The 25,184-nt window shown below is 70.1% G+C and carries 28 protein-coding genes and 1 tRNA gene; 14 read left to right on the top strand and 15 right to left on the bottom strand.

The features are described from left to right. Positions 1-740 precede the first annotated feature (740 nt). Positions 741-1,568 carry a Scr1 family TA system antitoxin-like transcriptional regulator gene (locus ACERZO_RS18055; RefSeq protein ID WP_372665833.1) on the bottom strand — a complete coding sequence of 276 codons (828 nt, stop codon included), beginning with the start codon at positions 1,566-1,568 and terminating at the stop codon, positions 741-743. 86 nt (positions 1,569-1,654) lie between these two features. Beyond that, positions 1,655-1,996 carry a MarR family transcriptional regulator gene (locus tag ACERZO_RS18050; RefSeq protein ID WP_372665832.1) on the bottom strand — a complete coding sequence of 114 codons (342 nt, stop codon included), beginning with the start codon at positions 1,994-1,996 and terminating at the stop codon, positions 1,655-1,657. Positions 1,997-2,414: 418 nt separating this feature from the next. On the opposite strand from ACERZO_RS18050, the gene ACERZO_RS18045 reads away from it, so the two are divergent. Next, complete coding sequence (locus ACERZO_RS18045) at positions 2,415-3,896, top strand: helix-turn-helix transcriptional regulator (RefSeq protein ID WP_372665831.1); 1,482 nt, start codon at positions 2,415-2,417, stop codon at positions 3,894-3,896. Here ACERZO_RS18045 and ACERZO_RS18040 read toward each other — a convergent pair. The 3 genes from ACERZO_RS18040 to ACERZO_RS18030 form a co-directional block, all read right to left on the bottom strand. Next, entirely contained in the window at positions 3,885-4,250 is a 366-nt protein-coding gene (locus ACERZO_RS18040; RefSeq protein ID WP_372665830.1) for a signal peptidase I, read from the bottom strand. The genes ACERZO_RS18045 and ACERZO_RS18040 overlap by 12 nt on opposite strands. Beyond that, entirely contained in the window at positions 4,232-5,794 is a 1,563-nt protein-coding gene (locus ACERZO_RS18035; RefSeq protein WP_372665829.1) for a transcriptional regulator, read from the bottom strand. Before ACERZO_RS18035 ends, ACERZO_RS18040 begins: the two co-directional genes overlap by 19 nt. A 144-nt stretch (positions 5,795-5,938) precedes the next feature. After that, positions 5,939-6,319 carry a helix-turn-helix domain-containing protein gene (locus tag ACERZO_RS18030; RefSeq protein ID WP_372665828.1) on the bottom strand — a complete coding sequence of 127 codons (381 nt, stop codon included), beginning with the start codon at positions 6,317-6,319 and terminating at the stop codon, positions 5,939-5,941. Between the two features lie 156 nt (positions 6,320-6,475). On the opposite strand from ACERZO_RS18030, the gene ACERZO_RS18025 reads away from it, so the two are divergent. The 7 genes from ACERZO_RS18025 to ACERZO_RS17995 all read left to right on the top strand — a co-directional run bounded on the left by ACERZO_RS18025 (position 6,476) and on the right by ACERZO_RS17995 (position 12,036). Then, entirely contained in the window at positions 6,476-6,664 is a 189-nt protein-coding gene (locus tag ACERZO_RS18025) for a helix-turn-helix domain-containing protein (RefSeq protein ID WP_372666417.1), read from the top strand. Further along, entirely contained in the window at positions 6,661-6,996 is a 336-nt protein-coding gene (locus ACERZO_RS18020) for a WhiB family transcriptional regulator (protein WP_372665827.1), read from the top strand. Before ACERZO_RS18025 ends, ACERZO_RS18020 begins: the two co-directional genes overlap by 4 nt. Continuing rightward, the gene (locus tag ACERZO_RS18015) at positions 6,993-7,322 is read left to right on the top strand and encodes a hypothetical protein (RefSeq protein ID WP_191309814.1); all 330 of its coding nucleotides are present in this window, start codon (positions 6,993-6,995) and stop codon (positions 7,320-7,322) included. Before ACERZO_RS18020 ends, ACERZO_RS18015 begins: the two co-directional genes overlap by 4 nt. Beyond that, a complete protein-coding gene (locus ACERZO_RS18010; RefSeq protein WP_372665826.1) occupies positions 7,319-8,008 on the top strand; it encodes a hypothetical protein in 690 nt (229 codons plus the stop codon). The genes ACERZO_RS18015 and ACERZO_RS18010 overlap by 4 nt, the downstream gene beginning before the upstream one ends. After that, the gene (locus tag ACERZO_RS18005; protein WP_372665825.1) at positions 8,001-10,136 is read left to right on the top strand and encodes a cell division protein FtsK; all 2,136 of its coding nucleotides are present in this window, start codon (positions 8,001-8,003) and stop codon (positions 10,134-10,136) included. Before ACERZO_RS18010 ends, ACERZO_RS18005 begins: the two co-directional genes overlap by 8 nt. Positions 10,137-10,284: 148 nt before the next feature. Beyond that, positions 10,285-10,791: a recombinase family protein gene (locus ACERZO_RS18000; RefSeq protein ID WP_372665824.1), complete on the top strand. Its 507-nt coding sequence runs from the start codon at positions 10,285-10,287 to the stop codon at positions 10,789-10,791. A gap of 18 nt (positions 10,792-10,809) precedes the next feature. Continuing rightward, a complete protein-coding gene (locus ACERZO_RS17995; protein ID WP_372665823.1) occupies positions 10,810-12,036 on the top strand; it encodes a recombinase family protein in 1,227 nt (408 codons plus the stop codon). On the opposite strand, the gene ACERZO_RS17990 is transcribed toward ACERZO_RS17995, so the two are convergent. From ACERZO_RS17990 to ACERZO_RS17980, 3 genes are all read right to left on the bottom strand, one after another. Continuing rightward, positions 12,018-12,101, bottom strand: a tRNA-Leu gene (locus ACERZO_RS17990). The two genes, ACERZO_RS17995 and ACERZO_RS17990, sit on opposite strands and share 19 nt — an antisense overlap. Beyond that, positions 12,067-13,821 (bottom strand): AfsR/SARP family transcriptional regulator, encoded by a 1,755-nt coding sequence (locus ACERZO_RS17985; protein WP_372665822.1) that lies wholly within the window; start codon positions 13,819-13,821, stop codon positions 12,067-12,069. The genes ACERZO_RS17990 and ACERZO_RS17985 overlap by 35 nt, the downstream gene beginning before the upstream one ends. A 36-nt stretch (positions 13,822-13,857) precedes the next feature. Further along, positions 13,858-14,799, bottom strand: a complete 942-nt coding sequence (locus ACERZO_RS17980; RefSeq protein ID WP_372665821.1) for an NmrA/HSCARG family protein — start codon at positions 14,797-14,799, stop codon at positions 13,858-13,860. A gap of 165 nt (positions 14,800-14,964) precedes the next feature. Here ACERZO_RS17980 and ACERZO_RS17975 point away from each other — a divergent pair, with 165 nt between their 5' ends. Beyond that, the gene (locus ACERZO_RS17975; RefSeq protein ID WP_372665820.1) at positions 14,965-15,744 is read left to right on the top strand and encodes a cellulose binding domain-containing protein; all 780 of its coding nucleotides are present in this window, start codon (positions 14,965-14,967) and stop codon (positions 15,742-15,744) included. On the opposite strand, the gene ACERZO_RS17970 is transcribed toward ACERZO_RS17975, so the two are convergent. Genes ACERZO_RS17970 through ACERZO_RS17960 form a run of 3 tightly spaced genes read right to left on the bottom strand, consistent with a single transcriptional unit; the run spans position 15,716 to position 17,934 of the window. Beyond that, the gene (locus ACERZO_RS17970) at positions 15,716-16,768 is read right to left on the bottom strand and encodes a cytochrome P450 (RefSeq protein WP_372665819.1); all 1,053 of its coding nucleotides are present in this window, start codon (positions 16,766-16,768) and stop codon (positions 15,716-15,718) included. The two genes, ACERZO_RS17975 and ACERZO_RS17970, sit on opposite strands and share 29 nt — an antisense overlap. A gap of 59 nt (positions 16,769-16,827) precedes the next feature. Then, positions 16,828-17,019, bottom strand: coding sequence for a tryptorubin family RiPP precursor (locus ACERZO_RS17965; RefSeq protein WP_372665818.1), 192 nt, complete (start codon positions 17,017-17,019; stop codon positions 16,828-16,830). A gap of 21 nt (positions 17,020-17,040) precedes the next feature. Further along, positions 17,041-17,934, bottom strand: coding sequence for a LysR family transcriptional regulator (locus ACERZO_RS17960; protein ID WP_372665817.1), 894 nt, complete (start codon positions 17,932-17,934; stop codon positions 17,041-17,043). 94 nt (positions 17,935-18,028) lie between these two features. Between ACERZO_RS17960 and mdlC the strand changes: the two genes are divergently transcribed. From mdlC to ACERZO_RS17940, 4 genes are read left to right on the top strand one after another with little or no spacing between them, the layout of a single operon-like run. Next, positions 18,029-19,603 (top strand): benzoylformate decarboxylase, encoded by a 1,575-nt coding sequence (mdlC, locus tag ACERZO_RS17955; protein WP_372665816.1) that lies wholly within the window; start codon positions 18,029-18,031, stop codon positions 19,601-19,603. A gap of 2 nt (positions 19,604-19,605) precedes the next feature. Continuing rightward, positions 19,606-21,033 carry a benzaldehyde dehydrogenase gene (locus ACERZO_RS17950; protein ID WP_372665815.1) on the top strand — a complete coding sequence of 476 codons (1,428 nt, stop codon included), beginning with the start codon at positions 19,606-19,608 and terminating at the stop codon, positions 21,031-21,033. 7 nt (positions 21,034-21,040) lie between these two features. Beyond that, a complete protein-coding gene (locus ACERZO_RS17945) occupies positions 21,041-22,258 on the top strand; it encodes an MFS transporter (protein WP_372665814.1) in 1,218 nt (405 codons plus the stop codon). A gap of 8 nt (positions 22,259-22,266) precedes the next feature. Continuing rightward, on the top strand, positions 22,267-22,416 hold the full coding sequence (locus ACERZO_RS17940; RefSeq protein ID WP_372665813.1) for a hypothetical protein: 150 nt from the start codon (positions 22,267-22,269) through the stop codon (positions 22,414-22,416). On the opposite strand, the gene ACERZO_RS17935 is transcribed toward ACERZO_RS17940, so the two are convergent. The 3 genes from ACERZO_RS17935 to ACERZO_RS17925 all read right to left on the bottom strand — a co-directional run bounded on the left by ACERZO_RS17935 (position 22,413) and on the right by ACERZO_RS17925 (position 23,675). Beyond that, positions 22,413-22,586, bottom strand: a complete 174-nt coding sequence (locus ACERZO_RS17935) for a hypothetical protein (protein WP_372665812.1) — start codon at positions 22,584-22,586, stop codon at positions 22,413-22,415. The genes ACERZO_RS17940 and ACERZO_RS17935 overlap by 4 nt on opposite strands. A gap of 29 nt (positions 22,587-22,615) precedes the next feature. Then, positions 22,616-22,849 (bottom strand): DUF6480 family protein, encoded by a 234-nt coding sequence (locus ACERZO_RS17930; protein ID WP_372665811.1) that lies wholly within the window; start codon positions 22,847-22,849, stop codon positions 22,616-22,618. A 220-nt stretch (positions 22,850-23,069) separates the two neighbouring features. Beyond that, positions 23,070-23,675: an HSP18 transcriptional regulator gene (locus ACERZO_RS17925; RefSeq protein WP_372665810.1), complete on the bottom strand. Its 606-nt coding sequence runs from the start codon at positions 23,673-23,675 to the stop codon at positions 23,070-23,072. A 188-nt stretch (positions 23,676-23,863) separates the two neighbouring features. On the opposite strand from ACERZO_RS17925, the gene ACERZO_RS17920 reads away from it, so the two are divergent. Further along, a complete protein-coding gene (locus ACERZO_RS17920; protein WP_372665809.1) occupies positions 23,864-24,637 on the top strand; it encodes an ANTAR domain-containing protein in 774 nt (257 codons plus the stop codon). A 48-nt stretch (positions 24,638-24,685) separates the two neighbouring features. On the opposite strand, the gene ACERZO_RS17915 is transcribed toward ACERZO_RS17920, so the two are convergent. After that, a complete protein-coding gene (locus ACERZO_RS17915; protein ID WP_372665808.1) occupies positions 24,686-25,138 on the bottom strand; it encodes a nitroreductase/quinone reductase family protein in 453 nt (150 codons plus the stop codon). Between the last annotated feature and the right edge of the window lie 46 nt (positions 25,139-25,184).

The raw sequence follows: 25,184 nt of genomic DNA, 5'->3' as shown, positions 1-25,184 counted from the left end.
ACTAGCAAGCCCAGTAGATCAGCACGAACAGGATCGGCGGCAAGCCGTGCGCAGCGAGCGCACTAGCGGCACGCTTGGCTGTGGTACGCCGCCGAACGCGCGTTGCCTACTGGCAACGGGGCGACGTTTGCCGCCACCGCGCAACCGGTTCGGCACGTTGATTTCTCAAATTTTCGCGACTAGTTCGTGATACCCATCGCGGTGGGTCTACCCACTGTCACGAAATGTCACGGAGCTAGCCGTCACAGTACGCTCCGCGAGTCGTCACCCGTCACACACGCTATGACCGCCACCAAGTTGATTGGCCTGCGAAGATGTCGCTGTGACGGCTGTGCCGGGTCCATCGGGAGCCAGCACAGCCGTCACAGGACGGGTCTCGCGGTGCCGATTCGCATCTGAGGCAGGTCCGCCACATCCGTGCCGACGACCGTCGAGAATGCAGTCGCGTGCAGGGTCGACGTCTCGCCACTGTATGCGGTCAATGGCTCAGGGGCGACCGTTCCGATCTTGCCGAGGTGGAATGCCCTGATCACGTCGGTAGATGGTGTCGCAGCGTTCGCACTGCCAAGGAATCCGGCGCTGCCGGCGCTCGCCGGATGGCTGGAACACCGCGGCGCCGGAGGCTCCGCAGAGCATCGTTATGACCTGTCCGGGCGCCGGGATCTTCGTCAAGCGGGTTCGATGCCACTCGCCTTCGATCACCGGGAGGATCGTAAGCGGGTCGATATAGATGGCCGCCGTCACCGCGTCGCTCGAATTAGCGCAGGTGCGGCCAGGCCGGACGTGCTCGCTGGCTCGTCGAACGCGCGCCGCAGCAGGGCCCTTGCCGTGTCGTGGTAGCGGCTCAGGACCTTGCGGTCGGTCAGGTAGGTGTTGCAGTGGTGGTGCCTGAGCACCACCGCGATCGGATCGGATCGACCCTCGAAGATCGTGAAGGCGCCGATCGACTTCAGCGCGGTCTCCGTTAACGGGACAATCCGGACAGTCACATGCTTGAGCTGCGCCGCCGCGTGAAGGTGCTCGATCTGCTCGTTGTGCAGGTCGTCCATGCCGTTTAGTGCCTGGCCACCGATAAGGAACAGGTAACGCCGGTCCCCTCGATCCAGTGCCTGCTGGCGGACTTGGCGGCTCAGCTGCTCCATGTCCCTTCGGTCGTCCTCTACCACGGCCTTGTCGAGCACTCGTTCGGCATACGTCCGCGTCTGGAGAAGCTCGGGAATGCCCGACGGTGCCCACTCCACGACGCGGCTGGAGAGCTGTTCGTACGTCCACAGCAGGTGCCCTAGCTGCGCGTCAGACGAGTCGACCAGGTTCGCGTCGCCGGCGTGCGGGGCGAGCGCCATCACCCGGTCGTACTCAGCCGACTCCACCCGAAGGTATCCGAGGATCCAGGCCACGGCCGTCGCGGGCGCGACTCTGACGCCCAGCTCCCACGCCGAGAGAGTCGCGGGGCGAACACCGATCTTGTCGGCCAGCCTCCGCAAACCGATTCGGCGGCGCTCGCGGGCGTCTCGCAAACTGCTGCTGACAGCAACAGTCGCGGGCGAACATATAGCCGGCTTGGGCATCTTCAGATCCTTGCTGAGGGCTGTTCGCAGCAGGTGCGTGCACGTGAACTGCGGGTTAGAACGGTCTGGTTAGCGATGGCCAGCTGTCACGGCGGGCTCTCGCCGGGGAGTGCAGTTCGGACTTCCGCGACCAGGGCGCCAGCTGTTGCCGCGACCGTCTTTAGGGCGCCGATGTGCTCCAGTAGCCGCTTCAAGCCCAACGGGGTCAGGCGGAGTTCGCGGGGTTCGGCACGGCACTGGAGGTAGCCAGCCGCGCGCAAGAACTCGATGTGCAGGTCAAGGTCGGGCGTGGGAAGCCCCAATGCCTGCTGGACTGCGAGTTGCGAACGCCAACTGGTGTCGGCGAGCAGGCAGGCGATGAACAGACGGACCGGCTGGAGCAACAGCGCGTCGAGGTCCGTTCGCGATATGGGCGAGATCGGCGTCATCGTCGCCTCACCGCGACGCGCGCGGAGGCGTTCACGAGTTCACGACACGTCGGACATGAACGGTCGGCCGGTGCCAGGCAGGAGTGAATCAGCACTTCGTGGCCGCAGAGAGAGTGGTACCGGCCTTGCTGAAGGCGGATGCCGCGCAGGAACTCGTCGTCCGTCACCGCGTGTGTCAGGCCGTCCAGCACGCACCGGTACCAGCTGATGTAGAGCCCTGCGTGCAGCGACCTGCAGTCAGTGCCTGTCACGTCCCCTCCCTTCGACCTCGCGACTGATGAAATCAGTCAAACGGGAGTCAGATTCCACGGCCAGCGCAGCAGTGCGGCAGTTGTGTGGCGCGCGTGGCGCACTAGCCTGTCTGAGCTGCAGTTACTGCTGCTACATTGATCTGGTCACGCAGGGTTGGAGGTTGGCCATGCCCATAGGGCGACGTCGCGATGGGCTGATCTCAGCTCGGAAGGTCGCCGGCTTCACGCAAGAGGGTTTGGCGGACGCGCTGCACGTCGACCGGTCGACCGTTGCTCGCTGGGAGGCGGGCGACTACGTGCCGCTCCCCTACCTCTGGCCGAAGCTCGCGAGCGTGCTCGGTCGTTCACGAGACGAGTTGCATGCCCTGATCGGTCCGAGCGCTGTCACGCGCGAGTTCAGCCCGGACGACCCGTTCGAGCCGGTGTTCACGTGGCTCGATCGGCACGCCGGGTGGCCGCTGGGGCGAACCCGTGAACAGGTGTACGCGGGCATAGCCGCCTCAACTCGGGACCGGCCGAATCCACCGCGAAGCGTCATCGCAGATGCCCTGGCTGACTACTACGCGCCGCCGACCAGCGACCACCGGCCGTACACCGCGCGCTGCGGCCGGGTGGAGGTGATCACCAGCGTCCTCACGCGGCCGACGTGGCTGGATCTCGCTTGCTCGCTGACGGCTATGGGCGAGCGGACTGTCTTCGAGGGTGGCGGCGCGCGGCCTCCGGCGGCGATTGATGAGCGAGCTGCCGTGCAGCGTCTCGCGGACGCAACAGCGTCCGGCATTCGAATCACCGACGTTCCTCTGTACCGGCTGCTCGAGGTCGACCCGCAGCCTGGTGCGCTGCGGGCGAAGGTTGGGATCGCGTCGTTCGTCGAGTACGCACTGGGCGTGGACCTGCTAGAGCGCGAGTTGACCGAGCACCTGGCGAGCGGTCGCGCCGCGCGTCCAGGTCGCATGCCGCTCCGGGACCGTCAACTGCCCGACGTGTCCGCGGTGCTCGACCTGCCCGGCCGCCTCTGCGCGGGTGGTGTGCCGGCGTTGACCGCGATCGCACGGCCGGCGGACCCGTTCCGCGGTGATGCCGACTTCGTGCTGCTGGTTCAGAAGCGGTCCGCGCAGGTCGTGAACACGGCCAACCGTCTGTCGGTGATCCCGAAGAGCTTCCATGGACCGCTCGCGGACCGGCGAGCGGACGCCCGGATCGGCGTCACACTGCGCCGTGAGCTTGAGGAGGAGCTTTTCGGCAGGACCGACGTTGACCGGTCCGCCGGAGACCTCAGAGTCGCCGATCCCATGCACCCGACCAGGCTTTCCGCTCCGATGCGGTGGCTGACCGAGCAGCCCGGCCGGCTGCGGATGGAGTGCACCGGGTTCGGGCTCAACCTGGTCAGTGGGAACTACGAGTTCGCCAGCCTGGTCGTGATCGAGGATGAGGAGTTCTGGCCGCGGTTCGGCGGCGACGTGGAGGCGAACTGGGAGGCAGCCGGCCTACAGCAGTATTCGACGCTCGACGGTGACTTGGTCACCGAACTGATCGGTGACGAAAACTGGAGCAACGAAGGACTGTTCGCATTTCTCCAGGGGTTACGTCGGCTCGCCGAGATCGGCGGTGATCGAGTGAAGATTCCCGCCGTCGAATTAGGTTACTGAAGGCCAGCGAACGGTCAGGACGACCGAATCCGCCAACGCTTCCCAAGAATGGTCGATTCCCGGCCCCCACATCACGTAGTCACCCTGGCGCGTCATAATCTTGCCGCCGCCGGTGACCTCTACGCGGAACTCGCCGAAGATCAGCATCACGAGAGTGGTTCGCTGGTCGTCGGAAGTCCACTCGGGACGCTTGTCCCCCGCGGGATGGTTGGCCCACTTGACTTCGACGTCTTTGGAAGCTCGAACGCCCTGCGACGGGTCGATGAAGTGGCCGACCAACCAGCCGCGCGTGTCGGCCGCGTCCTCGTTGGCGTTGCCGGCGGTCCAACCGTCGCTCACTGGCCTATCTCCCATTCGATCGCGGGCAGTTTCACACGCTCTCCGCCGATTTCCGCAAGGCGTCGAAGTCCTTGCGTCATGGCGAACAGTCCTTCATTGCTCCACGCTACATCACCCAACAACTCGGTGACGAGTTCCGCATCAGTAGTCGAATACTGACGAAGAGTCGCGGATTCCCAGTTTGCTTCCACCACTCCGCCGTAGCGTGTCCAGAATTCTTCGTCGTCGATGACGATGAGGCTGGCGAACTCGTAGTTGCCGCTCACGAGGTTCAGGCCGAACCCGGTGCACTCCATCCGTAGGCGGTCGGGCCCGGCGAGGAGCCAGCGCATCGGCTCCGTGAGCCTGGTTGGGTGCATCGGGTCCGCGGTCAGCGTGTCGGCGACGGTGTTATCAGCGTCCGGCCGGCCGAACAGCTCTTCTTCCATCTCTCGGCGCAGGGTGGCGCCGATCTGGGTTTCTCGCCGCACGTCGGTGAGTGGCTGGTGGAAACCCTTCGGGATGACGGCGAGCCGGCGCGTAGCGTTGAGTACGTGGCCGGAACGTTCCTGGACCAAGAGCACGTAGTCCGCTTCGCCGCGGTACGGGTCGGCCGGCCGAGCGATGGCCGTCAAGGCGAGAGCTCCGCCTGCGCAGAGTCGGCCGCCGACGTCCAGGATGGCGCCGACGTCTGGAAGGTAGCGATCACGCAGGGGCAGCGGCGTCGTGTTGCCGGCCGCGAGCGCGTCAAGCAGCTCGCCTTCGAGCAGGTCCATCGTCAGCGCGTAGTGGACGAAGTGGTCGACGCCGAACGTGCCGCCGAGGTGGCGTTCACGGATGTCCGTGCTCAGCAGTCGATAGAGCGGCGCGTTCATGAGCCGCGTGTTCATGGCCACCGTCTCGGCCAGCCGGTTAACCGCTGCACTCGTCGCGTGCTCGTCGAGCACTTCCCGCGGGTCTGGTCGGGCGCTCGCGATCGTGAGCCCGTCGTGCGGCGGGCGTAGCTCGCACGCCAGATCGAGCCAATCAGCGCAGGTCAGGATGCTGGTGTTCACGGCCTGCTCGCCGCAGCTTCCGGCATACAAGCCGTGGTCACCGTGACGTCGACCGTAGTACTCGGCGAGTGCGTCGGTCACGGCGCGCTGATCGACCCACGCGCGGCGAGTGGCCCGGGCGTACGCCTCCTGCGCGTCGACGCGCGCGGCCTGCTCGGCGACGGCGCGGCGTGCGGCGCCAGGGCTCAGGTAGGCGTGCTGGTCGAGCCATTCGAGGGCCGCGCCGATGTGGGGGTCAGCGGCCAGTCGTCGATCGGCTTCCTTCGTGTCCGGCCTGGTGTGGGCGGCCGGCCTGTCGCCGGTCAGCTCGGCGAAGCGGGCTCGCTCGGCGTCCGACGCTCGCTCATACGCGGTGTCGAGGACCTGTTGCATCTCTGACTGCGGGCGAAGGTCCGGCTTCTGGTGCCAGGACGCGACCGTACGTGCGCCGATTCCGAGTTTCTCGGCGAATTTCTCATTGCTCAGCCGCAACGCGGATTGCAGCGCTGACGCTGACCGTCCGGTCCAGCCGCCCACTCCGCTCATTGCTGCCCCAAAGCGCTCTTGTGCAGCGGATATGCAGTGGTTGCGCACTGCTTCTGCACTGGTTGTGCATGGGATCGGACGTCGTTTCGGCCTTGAATTCTAGGTATGGAAATCACCTGGTTCACCAGCCCGAATCGCCCTGCGCTAACGCTTCGGCTTCACGTGCTCGACCACGGTCGCGAGGCTCGTTTGAACGTCCTCCAGCCGGTCGGTGATCTCGGCCAGGCGCTGTTCCAGCGCGTCCAGTCTGGACCACAGCTGGTCGCCGTCGTCGGCTGGCTCGTCTGGGTGCGGCGGGGTGCGGTTTTGCAGCACGGCCAGCAGATGTTGCGGGTGCCAGCCCAGCGTCGTGGACAGCGCTTCGAGCGTGCGCGCGCTCCGGCGGCGCTCCACCGTGTGGTGCTGGAGCTCGCGCACGATCGCCTGCGACACGTGCGATCGCTCGGCCAGCTCGCGTTGTCGCCAACCGAGTTCGTTCACGCGCATGTTGATGGCCTTGGCGACTGCCGCCCAGTCCTCCGTCACGTATTCCTCCGCGCTCCGCCTCAGCGCCGAGATTAGCGGTTCTTCGCGCCTTCACCACGTCGCCTAGCACTTCGTCGGCGGCGCGTCGAACAAACGCGCCCTCCGAAGAGCTGAAATCAACAACATAGTATTGAAATCATCAGATTGGTCTTTCTCATGAACTCGTGCATCACCTTTCACACCATTCGAGAAGCGGCCTGGCTGCTCGGCGTCTCCCGCGCTGCGGTGAGCCGGGCGATCCGGACGCACGAACTGCGCGCCACCCGCTGCCGTTCCGGGCTCCGTGTGTCGTCGGCCGAGCTGGCCCGTCTGCTCGGGTCGCGTCAGGCCGGAGGTGCCGCATGAGCGCCGACGACCTGCAGTTGGTCGGGATCGCCTGGCGGCTGGACCGGCTGCGCTGGGTTCCGACCGAAGTCCTGACCAACGTCGTGACCAGCGAGGGAGTCTGCATGTGGCCTCCGCCGGACGACGGGCCACCCGACGCGAGCAGTGACGGAGAACTGGCCGCGCGACTGTGCGGCGGGTGCCCCGTCCGGGACGAGTGCCTAGAACTGGAGTTGCGGACGGCCGGCCTCGACACGGTCGGCGTCTGGGGCGGAATGACCGACGACGATCGGCGCGCCCTGCACCCCGTCTGGCTGCGGCGCGGCGAACGGACCGATCGGGGTGCGCGATGAACGGACTCACCGTGACGCCCACGCAGATTCTCGCCGGTGTCGGCGTGCTGCTTGTGCTGCTCTGGGTCTGGCGGGCCGGTTCCCGCCGGGCGAAGGCCGCTGCTGAAGCCGCTCGGAGTGGCGCCCGGCTCGTGTCGCTGGTCGGGCGGGTGTTGTTCAACGCCGGGCTGATCGTCGCTGTTCAGTGGGTCGTGATCGCCCATCCGGGGAACCCGTGGCTGCTGTTCGCCGTGCTCGGGTTGCCTGCGCTGTTCGCGTCCTACGCGCTGACTCGTGCCATGACGGTGACCACCGTCGACACGTCGAAGCGGGGTGGTCGGCGATGAACCGGGCGCAACGGCTCGCGCAGGACGCCGCCGAAGCCGCGGAGGTGCGCGCCTACCAGACCGATCCGGACGTTGTCGCGCTGCGGATCGAGCGAGTGCGGCGGCAGGTCGACTGGATGTGCTGGTCCGGGATCGTGCTCGGGCTGGCGTTCACGATGACCAACGTCCAGGGCTTCGCGTCGGCTGGCACCCGGCCGGGGTCGCTGCCGTGGCTGGCCGCGTGGGTGCTGGACCCGACCGTCTCGCTCGTTCTGCTGGCGATTCTGCGGGCCGAACAGGTCACCGCGCGGTACCAGGTCCGGACCGGCCTCTGGGTGCGGCGGGCGAAGTGGTTCACGCTCGCGGCCACGTACGTCATGAACACCTGGACGTCCTTTGCCGCCGGAGAGGCTGCGGCGATCGTGCTGCACTCGGTGCCGCCGCTCGTCGTGTTCGTCGCCGTCGAAGCGATCACCGACCTGCGGGACAAGCTCACCGATGCCGTGCTGGTCGCAGCCGAACGGCGGCCCGTTCAGCAGGAGACCGGGCGACGGGTGCTGTTCGCCGATTACCTCGCTATCGCTCGGGAGACCTGGACGCCGGACGTCGAGATCACGCCGGCGTGGGTGCGGCGGGCTACCGGCTGCTCGCGGGGCCTGTCGCCCCGGCTGGCGCGGGCGTTGCGGTCGGAGGTGGGCAATGGCTGACTCATTGCCGGTCAAGGCCGATCCCGTGTTCGACGGCGAGTTGATCGACGACACGTTGCCTCAACCGCGTCGGCGGGAGCCGAAGACGAACCGCTTCGTCCGGTGGTGGCGGCACTCGCCGCGGGTGCCGTTGTGGCTGAAGAGCAAGCCTCAGGCCGTCCAGGCGAGCAAAGACGCCGTCGTCAGGCTGGTGAAGTCGCCGTGGCGGTACGTCGGCGCGGTTGTTCGCGGACTGGTCGTCGGGGTGCGGTGGTGGCGCGGGTGGGTCACCGTCCGGGACTACCGGACGGCGGCCGAGGTGTCGGAGAAGTTGGCCGACAAGTTCACGGAGATTCGGGCGCTCACCCTCTTCCGCTGGAAGGTGACCGGTGCCGTCCTGGTCGTCGCGGCCGTCGGGGTGGCAGTCGTTGACCTGGTGTACGGCACCGATCCTCTGTGGATCGGCGGGGCCGCCGCCTCCTTGGCACTCGCGATCCTCGGGCGCAAAAAGGACGGCAGTCCCGGCCGCAAGCCGGCGCTCGCCGGGCCGCGGACGCTGACCTGGACGATGGACCCGCAGGTCCTGGTGGACGCGTTCCGGGACGCGAAGCTGATCGGCAAGGACGAGGCGTTGCGGCTGGTCGAGCGCGCGACGCGCGTTGGCGACGGGTGGGCGGTCACCGTCGACCTTCCCGCCACCCGCAAGGCGGCCGACGTGGTGAAGAACCGGGACGCGCTCGCGTCGGCGCTTGCCGTCGATGAGGTCCAGTTGATCGTCGAACGAGTCCGCGGCAACGGTGGACATGCAGGACGGGTGTCGATGTGGGTGGCGGATGAGGACCCGTACGCCTCTCCGCCGTTGCGGACGCCGCTGCTCGGCGTGGCGCAGTGGGACGCGTGGCGGCCGATCCCCTTCGGACGGGATGCGCGGGACCGGCGGATTGACCTGCCGCTGGTGTGGACGTCCCTGCTGGTCGGCGCCATCCCCCGGCAGGGCAAGACCTTCGCCGCCCGGCTCGCGGCTGCCGGGCTCATCCTGGACGCATGGGTGCGGCTGTACGTGGCGGACTTCAAGGCTGGGAAGGACTGGGACGCGGCCGGGCTGGTGGCGCACCGGTTCATGTCCGGCGACGAACCCGAACACGTTCTGGCGCTCGTGGACTGGCTGATTGAGCTGGTCGGAGAGGTTCAGTCGCGGTTCCGGCGGATGCGCGACTTGGACGACCTGACGTGCCCGGAATCGAAGGTCACGCCGGAGATGTCCCGCGATAAGGCGCTGAACATGCCCATCACGGCCATCTTCATCGACGAGGTTCAGGTTCCGCTGGAGGACCGCACGCCCGTTGACGTGCAAGGGAAGAAGCTCACCGCCGGCGAGTACGTCGGCGAGCTGCTGACGTGGCTGGCGAAGAAGGGACCGGCCGCCGGGATCGTGCTCGTTCTCGCCACGCAGCGGCCGGACTCGAAGACGATCCCTTCCGGGCTGCGGGCGGTGCTCGGCTCGCGGTTCGCGCTGCGGGTGATGGACTGGCGCGACTCGAACATCGTGCTTGGCGAGCAGATGAACACGCGCGGGTTCGACTCCAGTCGGCTGTTGCCCTCGCACAAAGGCGTGGGCATTCTCCGGCCGGACGGCGACACGTCAGCCGGCGCCGATGTGCTGGCCATGACGGTTCGGACGTACTACATGCCGAACGAGGACTGGCGGACCATCTGCGAGCAGGGCCGGACGCTGCGAGAGGCGGCCGGGACGCTCACCGGGCACGCGGCCGGGCAGGACGCCATGCCGGTGCTCGACCATGCAGCCGCGGTCAAGGCAATCGGTGCAGGTCACGCGACTGTCGCGGCTCAGTCGCCTGGCGAACTGCCCGAGGTGCTCGCATCGCTCGTTGAATGCTTGGGAGACGATCTCGGGCCAGACGGCCGAGACTTCGTGCCGACAGCCAAGTTGCTGGACGTCCTGGAGGTCGACTCGCGGACGTTCGCGCAGCAGATGGCCGAGGTGGGATGCCGGCCGACACGAGACCGCGTAACCGGCGAAGACGGCGAGATGCGGCAGGTCCGCGGATACCGAACGGCTGAAATCAGGAGCGCAATCGACCGCGCAAGGGAAGGCGGCGAATCGGCAGTACAGGAAGGTCGGTCATGAGCGCCGCTCAGTCCGGGGATCGACCGATCCGGGTTATCCTAACTGCAGGATTACCGGAGCTGACGCCAGCCGTGGCACGCGGACTGCTGGCCGTTCTGATCGAGCTTACCGAGGTGCCGGTGCTGGACGGACCGGCAGAGGAGGAACCATGACGGCTGAAATCAGCAACGACCCGTGGTCAACGCTGGACGACATCCTTGGCCTTGAGGTGGCCGAGCCGGTCGACGACGGGATCGGTGAACTCGCGGCCTACGGCCGGTGCTCGACGGAAGATAACCAGGACCCGGAGACCTCTCGCGGCTGGCAGTTCGGGAACGCTCGGAAGTTCGTCGAGCCACTGGGCGGCCGGGTCGTCGCGGAGTACTTCGACGTCGGGCAGTCGCGGTCAGTCCCCTGGGAGCGCCGGAACGAGGCCGCGCGGCTGCTCGCCGAGCTGAAGAATCCGCGGCGGACATGGAACGCCGTCGTGGTCGGCGAGGGCACGCGCTGTTGGTTCGGCAACCAGTTCTCGCTCATCGCGCCCCGGTTCGCCGCGTACGGGGTGGATCTGTGGGTGCCCGAGCTGGGCGGGAAGTACGACGCGCGGAACCCGTCGCACAAAATACTCATGAGCGTGCTCGGCGGGATGAGTGAATCGGAGCGTCAGCACGTCTAGGCGCGTGTCCGCGCGGCGATGGACGCGCAGGTGGTCAACGAGGGCCGTCACCAGGGCGGTCGGGCGCCGTACGGGTACGTCGTCGTTGACGGCGGTCCGCACCCGAACCCCCGAAAGGCCGCCGAGGGGTTCCGGCTGCGCGTGCTGGCCATCGATCCAGACGCAGCCGAGGTGGTCCAACGGATATTCGCCGAGTACATGGAAGGGGTCGGCGATCGAGCGATCGCGAAGGGACTCAATGAGGACGGAGTGCCCTGCCCTTCCGAACGCCGGCCCGACCAGAACCGGCACCGGCTCGCCGACGGCTGGCAAGGCAGCACCGTCCGGTCCATTCTGGAGAATCCCCGGTACACCGGGTACGCGATCTTCGGGCGTTGGACCAAGCAGGAGACGCTTCTGAATCCGGATGACGTCGGCGCAGGGCACGTCGTGCGGTTCAAGCGAGCAGCGCCGGATCGCGTTGTCCGGTCGCGGCGACCCGCGCACCCGGAGATTGTTTCTGTCGAGGCGTTCACGCAGGCGCAGTTGATGCGCCGGTCCCGCGCAGCCGGCGGACTGCCAGGCATTGCCAAGCTCGAACGGAATCGGGCGGCCACGAAGCACACGTACCTGTTGAAGGGGGTGGTGCGCTGCGAGATCTGCACCCGGAAGATGCAGGGTGCAGCAATCAGGAAGGGCGTCTACTACCGGTGCATCGCACGGACGATGGCGCCAGGATCGGCGACGCTGGCCGATCACCCGAAGACGGTGAACCTTCGAGAGGACGTCGTAGTCCCGCCGATCAACGACTGGCTGTGCCAGATCTTCGCCCCGGACAACCGCGACGAGACGGTACGGCTGCTCACCGGGTCGCAGGACGGCCGGGTGGACGGCCGTCGAGCCAACGCGGAGAAGCGGCTGAAGGGTGCCGAGGAGAAGCTACGACGGCACCTTGCGGCTATCGAGGCGGGCGTGGACCCCGTCAACTTCGTCGAGCCGATGAAGCGCGCACAGGCCGAGCGGCAGGCCGCGACGGAGGAGTTGAAGCACCTGCCGGACACGCAGGCGGTCGACATAGCGGAGGTCTACGCGATGCTCGACCAGCTCGGCGACGTCGCCAGGCCCCTGAACTCGCGGGCCCCGGAGAGGATCACGCAGGTCTACCGCGACCTGGGCCTGCAGGTGGTCTACGACAACAAAAAAGAGGCAGTAACTGTGACTGCCTCTCCCCGTGTGGGTAACGTGTGTGTCCGAGGGGGGACTTGAACCCCCACGCCCGTTAAGGGCACTAGCACCTCAAGCTAGCGCGTCTGCCATTCCGCCACTCGGACCTGCTGAAGAAAGAGTATACGGCTCCCCCGGACCCTCGTTCAGGGGGGTCTGGATCGCCCCCTCGAGACCCTCTGGCATGATCGGCCGGTTTCGATCAGGCTGCATCGATTCAGCGAACAACCGGACCGGCTCTTGGTACCCGTACTCGTCCAGGCCCGTCACCTCCAGCAAGTGCGCGTCCACCAGGGACTCCAGGAGGATCGTCGTCTCGCGGGCCGGTAGGTCCAGCGCCGCTGATGCCGTTGCCACCGAAAAGTGCGGGAACGCCGACAACCTCTCGAACGCGTGCGTCTGCCAGGGCGTCAGCTCCGCCACCGCCGACTCGTACGGCTTCTCTATCGCCTGGCACTCCGGGGGCCTCGCCGGCGCTCCCGGGGCCGGGCGGCCCACCCTCTGCAACGCCTGCGCCATCGTCCAGTCCGGGCGGGATGCCAGCCTCTCGCCGATCGCCTGGATGACCTGTGGGAGCCCTGCCGCCCTCGATGCCAGTACCTGCGTTTCCCGCAACGAAGCAGCCACTCTGTCCTGGCCCACCAAGTGCGCCAGCAAGGTCACCGACTCCGGGACGCTCAAGCCGCCCAGCTTCGTCCAATGGGCGTGCGGGACGTCGTACAGCCGGCGGCGGGCTGTGATCACCACTGCCGGGCCCCCTGCGCCAGGCAGCAACAGGCGGATGTCGTCCTCCGGGCGGGCGTTGTCCAGGACCACCAGCACCCTGCGGCCCGACGTGCGGGTTCGCCACAACGCCGCTCGCTCGCTCGGCGACGCCGGGAGGTCCGGCACGCCGATTCCGCGCAGCAGCTCGGACAGCGGGTCCGCCGACTCCGCCAAGTCCAGGAACAACTGGCCGTCCGGGAAGTCCACCTTCCGGGCGACGTGGATCGCCAGCGTTGTCTTGCCGATCGCCGCCAGGCCTTCGATGCCCACCACCGGCAGCGATGCCCGCGGGCTGGTCAGCGCCTCGGCCAGCTCGGATGTCAGGGACGCGCGGCCGACGAACTCCGGGAGGTCCGGGGGCAGCTGGGACGGGCGGGACACCGACGGTGCCAGCGACGGGTCCGCCGCCAGGATGCGGCGTTGCATCTCCCGCAGCTCCGGCCCCGGGTCGAGGCCCAGTTCGGACTCCAGCAGGCGCTGCGTCGCCGTGAACAGCTCCAGCGCCTCGGCCTGGCGGCCCGCGCGGTACAGCGCCAGCATCTGCAGCTCACGCGGCCGCTCACGCAACGGCTGCTCGGCGATCAGACCGCTCAGATCGACGTGCCGGCCCGCGGCGATGTCCGCCGCCGCCAGGTCTTCGAGCGCGGTGAAGCGCAGCTGGATCAAGCGCTCGCGGGCCGCCTCCGCGTACTCGCCGTTCACCCCGGACAGCGGCGTGCCGTGCCACAAGTCCAGAGCCTCGCGCGGTGACGGCAAAAGGCGCTCGAACTCCGTGGCGTCCAGGGAACCGGCGCGGATCGCGTAGCCGCCCCCGACCGACTCGATCGGGACGCCGGCGTGGCGCAAGCGGGACACGTACGAGCGCACCATGCCGACCGCCGCCCGCGGCTCCGCGCCGCCCCACAACGCCGTGACCAGCTGGGATGGCGACAGCGGCGTGCCCTCCTGCAGGAGCAGCACCGCCAGGGCCGCCCGTTGCCGGGGCGGCCCCAGCTCGAGCTCGACGTCGCCGCGCCACGCCCGGACCGGGCCGAGGACTTCGAACCGCACCGCATCGGTCACGCAGAGCGCAACCGGCGGCCACGGACCGGTATTCCGTCACAGCCCTTCGAACGCCTCCCGCCGCGAAGCGAGCCAGGTCGCGAAGTCCTGCAGACGCGGGTTGAGCTTCCGGACCGCCTCGGGGTCGCGCGCGCCGGCGAAGGCGCTTTCGTGCTCGGCGTAGTAGAAGAACATGTTCGACAGGTCGTCCGCGCCCGGGAAGCCCGCCGACCGCAGGGCCTCGACGCTCATCGGCCGGTAGGCGACCACCGTGCCGAGCTCCTTGGCGAACGCCGCCGCGTACTGCTCGCCGGTCAGGTTCTCCCCCGAGATGCTGATCGTCTCGCCGGCCAGCGACGGGCCCTGCGCGAAGACGCCGAACGCCGTCCGGCCGATGTCCTCCGCCGCGATGCCCGGCAGCGTCCGGTCGGCCATCGGGAGGTGCAGCGCGACGACGCCGTCGTCGTCTCGGACCGGGCGGAAGAAGTCGAGGAAGGCTTCGAAGTAGAACGTCGTCGAGAGGAACGTCGTCGGCACGCCCGCCTCGACGAAGAACGCCTCCGCCTCGGCCTTGCTGTCGAAGTGCGGGACCTTGTACCGCTCGTGCAGCGTCGGGACGCGGTCGTCGCGCAGGTGCAGGCGGGTGTCGGGCAGGGTCGACCAGATCACGTGCCGCAGGCCCGTGGCCTTCGCCGCCGCGGCCATCGCGCGCGCCTGCTGCTGTTCGCGCTCGACGGAGTTGTACTCCCAGAACGCCGTGACGAGGTAAGCGCCGTACGCGCCTTCGAAGGCCTTCGTGAGGCTCGACTCGTCGTCCAGGTCGGCCGCGACGACTTCGGCGCCGCGGGCGGCCAGCGCCTGCGCGGCCGCGGAGTCCGGGTTGCGCGTGATCGCCCGCAGCGCGAAGCGCCGCTCCGGGTCGTCGAGGATCGCGCGGGCCAGGCCGCCGCCCTGCTGGCCGGTCGCGCCGACGACGGCGATGATCTTCGGGTCGGACATCGGGAACCTCCTGGGATCGGGCCGGTGCGTCCGGCCACCGCCCCAGGAAACCGTCCGGACATCAGCGTCTCGTGCACGACGGGTGCACGCCGCGTGCACACGGTTTACAAGGTCGCCGCCGCTTCCTAGGATTCGCCGGTCGGGCCGCAGAACGGGAGGTTCCGGATGGCGCGCGCCGGTCGGCGGCGGGACGACGACGAGATCTCCGTCGCCGAGCTGCTCCGGGAGACGGGAGCGACGCCGCGCTCGCTCGGCGGGCCGCCCGCGGCCACGACGTCCCGCGAGGAGGACACCGGCGACGGCTACCGCGAACGGCTCGAGCAGCGGGCTCGCGAAGCCGCGGCCGTCCAGCAGCGGGCCGGGCGGCGGATCCGGTGGATCTCCGCGTTCGCCGGCGCCGTCGTGGTGCTCGGCAGCCTCGTGCTCATCGCGGTGACGTCCGGCAGCGCGCAGCAGCGGCAGGCCACGCCCCAGGACCCGCTCGCGCCGGCGACGACGCCACGTCCGGCCCCGGCGTCCACCCGGCCGAGCCCGACGCCGATCCCGACCGTGCTGCGGCAAACCGCGTCGTCGACGGCGGCCCCGACCTCGGTGGTCCCCAAGCCACCGCCGCCGGTCGAAGCCGCGAAGTGCGTCGTGCGGTTTTCCGTGACCGACCAGTGGAACGACGGCTTCACCGCGGGCGTCGCCATCACCAACAAGAGCAGCAAAACGCTGGAACCGTGGACGCTGACCTGGACGTTCACCGCCGGGCAGCGGGTCACCCACGGGTGGGACGGCAAGTACAGCCAGAGCGGGAGCCGCGTGACCGTGATCGCCGAGTCCTACAACGCCACCCTCGCCCCCGGCGCGACCGTCAGCACGGGGTTGAACGGGGCTTTCGACCACGGAAACCCGGCCCCCACGGCGTTCACCCTCAACGGCGCCCGCTGCGACGCGGGCTGACCATCCGCACGTCGGCCAGCTCGAGCAGGCCGTCGAGTTCGACGTGCGCGCGGGTGCGCCGCGGGTCGGGCACGAGGCCTTCGGCGCGGACGACGTCGAGCAGGCGGCTCGCCAGCGGCAGCACCAGGTGCCGGCCCCAGCAGCGCTCGCTGACGTGCCCGAACGGCAGGTAGCCCGGGTGGCGGTCGGCGTCGAGCCCGGCCCAGCGCCGCGGCCGCCACTCGTCCGGCGCTTCCCACAGCTTCGGGGAGCGGTGGCTCAGCAACGGCAGCAGCAGGACGTCGTCGCCGGGTGTGATGCGGGCGTCCACCTCGGCGAACTCCGGCGAGCGCACGCGCAGGATGTTCCACGACGGCGGCAGCAGCCGCAGCGCCTCGTTCAGGACGTGCTCGTTCGGGACGTCGTCGTCGAACGGCGCGCCCAGCCACACCGCGTTGGTCACCAGCGCGGCGACGGTGAAGCAGATCGGCGCGGCGCCCCGGCGGTAGAGGTACATCCGGAAGCGCCGTTCGGCCAGGGTTTCGGCGGCGAGGACCTGCCGGGCGAGCGTCGACAGCTCGGCGTCCGGACCCGGCCGGCGGGCCAGCGCGGCCCCGGCGGCGACGGCCGACCAGGTCAGCTTCGGCGTCAGCTCCAGACGGCGGTCGACGAGCACGCGGAACCGGCGCGTCTCGGGCCCGAAGACGAATCGGCGCAGGTAGTCGTGCGGCACGGCCGGCCACGCACCGGTGAGGTCGGGTGCGTCGGCAGGCCGCTTCAAGGCGGCCCGGACGTCGGCGCCAAGTGCCTGCATCAGCGAGGCCGATTCGGCGCGGGTGACCGCGCGGCCCAGCACCGGCTTGAACGTCGGGCGCTCCTCGGCGTTCGCCGGGCGGGCGCGCAGCACGGCGTCCATCAGGTCCGGATCGGCGATCCCGACGGTGTCCGGCTCGAGGCGGAAGAGCCCGCTGTCCCGGTGCTCGCGCAGCAGGTCCGCCAGACGGGGTGCGAAGACGACCTCGCGGTGGGCGGGAGCGATGACCACGTTCGGCACTCCTCGAAGGGGGAACGGGCCGGTCCCGGTGGCCGGGACCGGCCGCGCGATCAGATCCAGCCGTACCAGGCGTAAGCCTTCAGGCTCTTCTTGGGAAGCGCTTTCTTCACCAGGCGGACGAGCTTCACCGGATTCCTCCCTAGTTCGGTTGCCAGGACCGTGATCGACACTAGGCAGGGCGGGATCGGTTCAGCACCAAGCACTACACGTTCGGCCCAGACCTTTCGGCGGAAAAAGGGCACGCGTGAAAAATGCGTGTTAAATCAGCCGAGCACTTCGCGCATGAATGTCACAAGCCAATGCTGCGCGGGACTGCGCGCGTGCGTGTGGCGCGTGTACACCGACACCTGCGCCGGCTCCACCTCGAGAGGCAGCTCGAACAGCCGGACGTGGTGCTGGGCCGCGAACATCTCCGCCACCAGGCGCGGCACCATCGCCACCAGCTCGCCGTCCTGGACCAGGTACGGCAGCGCCGCGAAGCGCGTCACCTCCAGGACCACGCGGTCGAGGAGCCCGTGCGCCTCCAGCGCGCGGCGGGGGCCGTCGTGGCCGGTCGGGCCGAACACCGTCACGTGGCGCTCGGCCGCCAGCGCGTCGAAGCCGACGCGGGTGCCCAGCCGCGGGTGGTTCGCGGCCACCATGCCCAGGTAACCCTCGGAGAACAGCGGGACGCGGGCGACGCGCTGGGAGCTGATCAGCGGGGACGCGATGAACGCGTCGATCTCGCCGCGGCCGAGCTGGTCCGCGGCGCGGTCGACGTCGAGCGGCCGGACGGTCAGCGTCACGCCGGGAGCGCGCGAAGGCAGCGCCGCCATCAACCGCGGCAGCAACGAGATCTCCCCCAGGTCGGACAGGCACAGCGTGAACGCCGCCCGGGCCGAAGACGGGTCGAACGACCACGCGCCGCTGACCGCCGTCTCGATGCCCGACAGCGCGCTGTGCAGCGGTTCGTAGAGCGCGCGGGCCGTCGTCGTCGGGACCAGGCCGCCGCCCGTGCGGCGGAACAGCTCGTCGGAGAACCGGCGCCGCAGCTTCTGCAGGCTGTAGCTGATCGTCGGCTGCGTGACGTGCAGGGACTCGGCCGTCGCGGTGACGCTGCGGGTCTCGTAGAGCAGCACGAACGTGCGCACCAGGTTGAGGTCGAAGTCGCGCATCATCGATCCCGTCTATGAACCACCGAGGCAACATTTATTGGAACACACGCCGTGGTCTCCCTAGGGTCTGGTCCAACCCGCCCGAGGAGGACAGCGCATGCCCACCGCCCGCCGGCTCGCCCACGAGTTCCTGCACCGCCGCGGCCTGACCACGATCTTCGGCAACCCCGGCTCCAACGAACTGCCGTTCCTCGCCGAGCTGCCCGGCGACTTCCGGTACGTCCTCGGCCTGCACGAAGGCGCCGTCGTCGGGATGGCCGACGGCTACGCCCAGGCGACCGGCCGCCCGGTGCTGGTCAACCTGCACGCGGCCGCCGGCTCGGGCAACGCCATGGGCGCGCTGACCAACGCCGGCTACTCGCGCTCTCCCCTGGTGCTCACCGCCGGCCAGCAGGTCCGCGCGGCCATCGGGATGGAGGCGATGCTCGCCAACGTCGACGCGACGCAGCTGATGCGCCCGCTGGCCGCCTGGTCCGGCGAGCCGAGCTGCGCCGAGGACGTCCCGCGCTCGCTCGCCCAGGCCGTGTTCGAGGCCGAGCTGCACCGGCGCCCGAGCTACCTCTCCGTGCCCTACGACGACTGGGCCGTCGAGCTGGACGCGAACGCCGTCGTGACGCTGGACCGGAGCGTCCAAAGAGGACTCACGCCGAGCGCGGGTCAGCTCGAGGACCTCGCCGCGAGCCTCATGAAAGCGAAGAACCCCGCGCTCGTCCTCGGCGGGGACCTCGACGCCCTCGGCCTGTTCGACCGCGCCGTCACCCTGGCCGAGCACCTCGACCTGCCGACGTGGGTGGCGCCGTCGCCGCACCGGCTGCCCTTCCCCAACCGGCACCCGCTCTTCCGCGGCGTCCTGCCGGCCGGCATCGCTTCGGTTTCGGACGCGCTGACCGGGCACGACCTCGTCCTCGTGCTCGGCGCGCCCGTCTTCCGCTACCACCAGTACGTTCCCGGCGCCTACCTGCCGGAGGGCACGCGGCTGGTCCAGGTGACCGACGACTTCGGCGCCGCGGCCCGCGCCCCGATGGGCGAGGCGCTGGTCGCCGACCCGGCGCCGGTGATCGAGGCGCTGCTGGCCACGCTGCCGGGACGCGCCTCGAGCGTGGACTACGTCGCGAGCCCCGCGCCCAAGACGGGCGAGAAGGCGCTGCACCCCGAGCAGGTCTTCGCGGCGCTGCGCGAAACGCAGGCCGCCGACACCCGGTACGTCGTCGAATCGACGTCGACGAACTCGGCGTGGTGGCGGCAGATGGACCTGCGCCGGGACGGTTCGTACTTCTTCCCCGCCGCCGGCGGCCTCGGGTTCGGCCTGCCCGCCGCGGTCGGCGTCGCGATGGGCAGCCCGGACCGCCCGGTCGTCGGCGTCATCGGCGACGGCTCGGCCAACTACGGCATCACGGCGCTGTGGACCGCCGCGCACTACCGCGTCCCGGTCACGTTCGTGATCCTGCGCAACGGCGTCTACGGCGCGCTGCGGTGGTTCGGCGAGCTGCTCGGGACGCCGGACGTGCCCGGCACCGAGATCCCCGGGCTCGACTTCACCGCCATCGCCGCCGGCTACGGCGTTCCCGCGACCACCGCCGCCGACGTCGACGACCTGCACGCCCAGCTCAAGACGACCCCGGACGGCCCGCGGCTGATCCAGGTCGACACCGAACCGACCACACCGGAGTGATCATGGCCTTGCTGGACAACGAGTTCCGCCACGGCAGCGGCGGGACCCACGCGGTCGTCGAACCGGCGACCGGGGAAACCCTGGGCGGCGTGGGCATCGCGACCCCCGGCGACGTCGCCGAGGCGGCCCGCGCCGCGGCCGTTGCCCAGCGCGACTGGGCGCGGCGCAAGCCCGCCGAGCGCGCCGCGGTGCTGCGCCGCGCGGGCGAGCTGTGGGAGGCGCACGCCGCCGAGGTGCAGGACTGGATCGTCCGCGAAGCCGGTTCGACGCGCCCCAAGGCCGGGATCGAGACGGAGATGGCGGCCGGGATCTGCTTCGAGGCCGCTGCGCTGCCCACCCACCCGCGTGGTGAGGTGCTGAGCACGGGCGAACCCCGCTGGTCGCTGGCCCGGCGCGTCCCGGCCGGCGTGGTTTCGGTGATCTCGCCGTTCAACTTCCCGCTGATCCTGGCGATCCGCTCGGTCGCGCCCGCACTCGCGCTCGGCAACGCCGTGCTGCTCAAGCCGGACCTGCGCACCGCGGTGTCCGGCGGCGTGAGCATCCTGCGCGTCTTCGAGGAAGCCGGGCTGCCCGCCGGCTTGCTGCACCTGCTGCCGGGTGACGCCGCCGTCGGCGCCGCGGTCGTCGACGCGCCCGAGGTCTCGGTCGTGTCGTTCACCGGCTCGACGGCGGCCGGGCGGAAGGTCGGCGAGGCCGCCGCCCGTTCGCTCAAGCGCGTCCACCTGGAGCTGGGCGGGAACAACGCGCTCGTCGTGCTGCCGGGCGCCGACGTCGCCAAGGCCGCGTCGGCCGGCGCGTTCGGCTCGTTCCTGCACCAGGGCCAGATCTGCATGACGACCGGCCGGCACCTCGTCCACGAGTCCCAAGTGGACGAATACGTCGAAGCGCTGGCGGAGAAGGCCCGGCGGCTGCCGGTCGGCAACCCCGCCACCGGCGACGTCGCACTCGGCCCGATCATCGACGACCGGCAGCTGGCGCACGTCACCGACGTCGTCGACCGCAGTGTCGCGGCGGGCGCGCGAGTAGTGGCCGGCGGCAAGCCCGACGCGCCGTACTACCCGCCGACCGTCCTCTTCGGACTCTCCGACGACACCCCGGCGTGGCGCGAGGAGATCTTCGGTCCTGTCGCGCCGGTGCGCGCGTACCGCGACCTCGACGAGGCCGCGCGGCTGGTCAACGACTCGGAGTACGGCCTGTCGGTCGGCATCCTCGGCGACGTCGGCACGGCGATGACGCTGGCCGACGAGGTCCGCTCCGGGAAGGTGCACATCAACGAGCAGACCGTCGGCGACGAGCCCACCGCGCCGTTCGGCGGGGTCGGCGACTCCGGCAACGGCTCCCGCTTCGGCGGCGCCCAGGCCAACATCGAGGCCTTCACCGAAACCCAGTGGCTGACCGTCCGCGCGGACATCGCCGGCTACCCGTTCTGAGGAAACCATGACAACGACGTCTTCCCGTCCCGTGTGGACGGCGGTTCTCTGCTGGCTGACCGTCCTGCTGGAGGGCTACGACCTGGTCGCCCTCGGCGCCACCATCCCGACGCTGCTCAAGAGCGGCTACCTCGGCTTCACCGCGGCCGGCGCGACCCTCGTCGCGACGGTGTCGCTGGTCGGTGTGGCCGTCGGCGCGGCCTGCCTCGGCCCGCTCACCGACCGGTTCGGCCGCCGCGTGATGCTCATCGGCTCGGTCCTGCTGTTCTCGCTGTTCACCCTGCTGACGCCGCTCGCGCCGAACGTCGCGACGTTCGGGGTCTTCCGGTTCGCCGCCGGGCTCGGGCTCGGGGCGTGCATGCCGGTGGCGTTGACCGTGATGTCGGAGAACCTGCCCGCACGGCGGCGTGCCAGCGCGAGCACGTTCACCATGACGGGTTACCACGTCGGCGCGGTGCTGACGTCGATCCTCGCGCTGTACGCCAAGGAAGACTGGCACGTGCTGTTCTACGGCGGCGGGATCGCCGGGCTGCTGGCCGTGCCGCTGATGTGGTGGAAGCTGCCCGAATCCGCGGCGTACCTCGCTTCGCGGGAGGACACTTCGGCCGAGCGCGTCGGGCTGCGCGACCTGCTGGGCGCGCGGTTCCGGCGGATCAGCATCGCCGTGTGGACGGGGTCGTTCATGGGGCTGCTGCTGGTCTACGGGCTCAACACGTGGCTGCCGCAGCTGATGCGGACCGCGGGCTACCCGATTTCGACGTCGATCACGCTGCTGCTGGTGCTCAACATCGGCGCGGTGCTCGGCCTGGTGCTGGCCGGCACGATCGCCGACCGGTTCGGCATCCGCCCGATCGCCCGGATCTGGTTCGGCGCGGGTGCCGTGCTGCTCGCGGCGCTGAGCCTGCGCATCGGCAACGCGTTCGTGCTGAACGCGGTCGTGCTGCTGACCGGGGTGTTCGTGTTCTCGGCGCAGGTGCTGATCTACGGGTACGTCGCGCAGGCGTTCCCCGCGCAGGCGCGCGGGACGGCGCTCGGGCTGACGTCGGCGGTGGGGCGGCTCGGCTCGATCCTCGGGCCGTTCGTGACCGGCGCGCTGGTCACCGCCGGGATCGCGTACCCGTGGGGCTTCTACTTCTTCGCCGTGGTGGCCGCGTTCGGGCTGGTCGCGGTGCTGATGCTGCGTGGCGAGGCGCCGTCGCGGTTGACGCCGGTGTCCGCCGGGTAGCCGCCAGGATGACGCAGCCACGTGACGAAGCCGGCGAAGAGGACTCGAGCGGCAATCCGGTCGACGTGCCGACCCGGGACGAACCGTCGGAGGACGAGGAAGCGCGTGCGCGGCCGGGCCACCCCGACGTGCACGACAACTTCCGCGGCGACCGCTAGGCCGTCTCCCCGGGACGCCGGCGCATGGTCGGCTTCGGGTCCTCGGTGCGGCGGTCGGAGTCTTCCAGCACCTGGCGGGCCTGCGCCTCGGGGTCGGCGCTGTCGGCGGCCTGTTCCTCCGGCAGCAGCTCGGCGCGGGTTTCCGTCCGGTCGGGGATCTTGTCGTCCATGCCGGGGTGGTACCCGATCACGACGGGATTCAGACACCCAGCCAGCCGACGGCGAGCGCGATCACCAGCCCGGCCACCATCAGCACCAGGACGCCGGTGAGGATCAGCCAGAGCACCGGCGCGGTCTTGCCGGGCATCGGCTGCGGGTGCGAGAGGCCGGACGTCTGCGCGGAGTCGGGCGGCGTGCTGCCCGGCGGCACGCCCCCGCCGGCCTCGAGGTCCGGGGTCCGGGCGGGGTCCGGATCCGGGGGCTGGGCGGTCATGGCGGGGTCCTTCCGTCGCGGTCGGCTTGCGCGACGGGTGCCCGCCGGGGAACCGGGCAAACCCGGTGGGCGGGTGAGTGGGCTGCGGCTCGGTCGGCACGTGTTCGGGCTCGCTTGAGCAGCCCGGCCGCGGGCCGGAGGCGGCTTGGGCATGGGCTGGCGACTGGCTGCGAACCTGCAAGGCACCCCGCAGCACCTCCGGCGTGGCGTCTTCCCCGGTTCAGTCCTTCGCCCGCCTGACGGCCGCGTCGCGGCGGAGGCGGTTCGTCTCCGCCGAGATCTCGCCCAGTTCCTCCGCCAGCCCCGCGTGGTCACCGGCCAAATGGGACTGTGCGGCAACCAACGGCGGCAGGAGCGTTGCCGGGTCGTCGTCGCCCAGGGCCGCTCCCAAGCGGTCCGCGCTCTTCTGCGCCGCCGGGTCGAGGCCGTCCAGTGCGCTCACGCGGCCGGCCAGCTTGCGCAGGATCGCCGAGTTGCGGCGGGCCCAGTCGGCGACCGCCCGGTCGCCCGCTCGGCGGTCGCGCTCCGCGTCGACTCTCGCCTCGCCCGTCTTCTCGCCCGTGTTCGACGGCTGCAGCCGCAGGTAGCGCCGTTCCGCGGCCTGGCGGCTCGCCACGCCCAGCGCCGGGGCCAGCGCCACCCAGCTCGCGCCGGCCGTGCGGGCCGCCGTGATCAGCTCCGGCTCCCAGCCCGCCAGTTCCTCGCGCAGCACGCGCAGGTCGGCCAGCGCCGCGAGCAGTCCTTCCCGGTCCGCCTTGCCCGCGCGGGCCGCCGCGACCACCTCGTGGAGCCGGCTCACCGCGCCGGTGGGATCACTATCGCCCATTCGTCATCCTTCCGACGACCCTCATGTTGTCATCGCATCGACGACATGCTAGAACAGAGACCACCGTTAGTCGAGTTCCCGGAGGTGGTTTCCGATGATGACGCGCACCGGATCCTTTCGCGACCTCAGCTCCGGCGGAAGGCGGCGGATCGCGGCCTGACCCCCCGCCCGGCGTCCAGGACGACCACGTGATCACCGAGCCCGTGTCCGCGCTGCTCGAAGAGCTCCTGAAGCGGATCGCCGCCGACGTGCCGGGCGCCCTCGGCGCGGCGGTTTCCGTGCACCACCACGGATTGCCGTTGCGCGTGGTCGCCACCCACGGGCTCGCGGACGTCTTCGTCCCGGCCCAGCTGGACGAGCTCGGCGGGCCGGTCGCGACCGCCGGCGACACCGGTCGGCCGGTCGTGACCGCAGACGTCTTCGCCGACGGACGCTGGCCGTCGCTCACGCTGACCACCCTGCTGGAGCGCCACCCCGGGACGGACTGGCCGCGCGTGCGGGGTGTCGCCGCGCTGCCCGCGCCGTGGGACACCGAGGGCAGACTCGTGCTGTCGGTGACGCTCGACCGGCCCGCCACCGAAGAGACGCTGAAGGCGTTGCGGCGGCACGAAAGGTTCACCGCGATGGCGCTGCTCGTCGCCGAGGCGGCCCGGCCCGACCGGACCGAGCAGATGCTGGACCTCCTGCAGTCGCGAGCCGCGCTGGAGGAGGCGAAGGGCATCATCATCGCCCTGCGCCGCTGCGACCCCGACGAGGCGTGGGCGACGCTGCGGCGCGCCAGCCAGCAGTTCAACGTCAAGGTGCGCGAACTCGCCGTCGCACTGGTGGAACTGCTGGGCGGCGCGCCCGCGCCGCAGCCCGACGGCGACCGCACGATCGAGCCGAGCCCCGCCGCGCGCGTCGCCGCCGAACAGGTGCTGCGGGCGTTCGAGCCCGGCTCGGCGGAGCTGACGGGCCTCTGACGCCCGGGACTCCTCCGTGCACCGGAATCGGCCCGATGAGACCGATCCTCAGCGCCGGACCGGCTCGACGCGGAACACGGCGATGCGCTCGGCCGCCGCCGCGGCCGCGTCGGGCGTGGAATCCTCGGCCAGACCCGTGGTCACCAGCCGCTTCCCGACGCTCGCCGGGCTGTCCGCGACCAGCCGGCGCAGGAGCGGGCGACGCTCCTCCACGGGCACTTCCGCCAGGTGCACCGGGGACGTCCGGCGGCCACGGGTGAGCGTCGCCTCGGCCGCCGCCCGCGCGTTCGCGACCCAGGCCGCCTTCGGGTAGGCCTGGAAGATGTAGCGGTCGCCGTCGATGGGGATGACCGCGATCGGGAACGTGCGCGGCACGCCCGTGCGCCGTCCCGGGACGGTGAGCAGCTGCATCGGGCCGAACGCGACCCCCAGCCGCTGCAGCCCCACGACGATCTTGTTGCCGGCGTTGACCATCCGCCGGTAGTTCTGCGCTGTTGTCATGCCACGACCGTACACCAGATCATACGAAACTCGTATTATCTGTGAT

The organism is Amycolatopsis kentuckyensis (genome assembly GCF_041679295.1).
GTDB lineage: Bacteria > Actinomycetota > Actinomycetes > Mycobacteriales > Pseudonocardiaceae > Amycolatopsis > Amycolatopsis kentuckyensis_A.
This window is presented reverse-complemented; position numbering and strand designations above follow the sequence as displayed.